The sequence below is a fragment of the Streptomyces sp. SID5785 genome (genome assembly GCF_009870065.1).
Lineage (GTDB): Bacteria > Actinomycetota > Actinomycetes > Streptomycetales > Streptomycetaceae > Streptomyces.
In genome coordinates this window covers 1-497 of record NZ_WWIA01000918.1, presented here as the reverse complement: position 1 = coordinate 497, position 497 = coordinate 1, and the positions used below count along the sequence as shown (strand labels likewise).

At 73.6% G+C, this 497-nt stretch carries 2 pseudogenes; both read right to left on the bottom strand.

Annotated elements, in window-relative coordinates:
• Positions 1-65 (bottom strand): annotated as a pseudogene (locus GTW43_RS30105) (roadblock/LC7 domain-containing protein); the annotation flags it as partial.
• Positions 66-497: pseudogene (locus GTW43_RS30100) on the bottom strand (hypothetical protein); the annotation flags it as partial. It abuts the pseudogene before it with no gap.

Genomic DNA, 497 nt, shown 5'->3' with positions numbered 1-497 from the left:
GTGTTGTCCACGAAGTTGGTGATCAACCAGTTCAGGTTCTGTGCCGCCTGGCTCATCTGGCTCAACTAGCGCTCCTGCTGGTGAGTGGGGCGGGGGTAGCTGCCCGTCTGACCGGTGCCACCGGCCTGACGACCCTGCTGGATGCCCCGACGGAGATTGGTCAGCCGTCCGCGCACGTCGTCGGGCGCACGCGAGACCTGGGGACCGGTCTGGTTCTGCTGCTGCTCCTGTGCCGTGCCCGCCACGAGGTTCGCCCGGGGGACACGACGCGGCAGACCCGAGACGGTGACACCGCCGGCGGCGGGCTTGCGCACCCGCTCCGCCTGACGCATCAGCTCGTCGTTCGGGGACTGCCGCCAGGCCGCCTGGTCCTGACCGGAGTCGGCGGCCGCCGCCGGACGCGCGGGCGCGGCGGCGGGAGTCTGCGGGCGCAGCGGCTGCTGCGGGGCCTGCTGCTGCGGAGCCTGCGGCCGGCCTGCCGCGGGACGCTGCGGGCC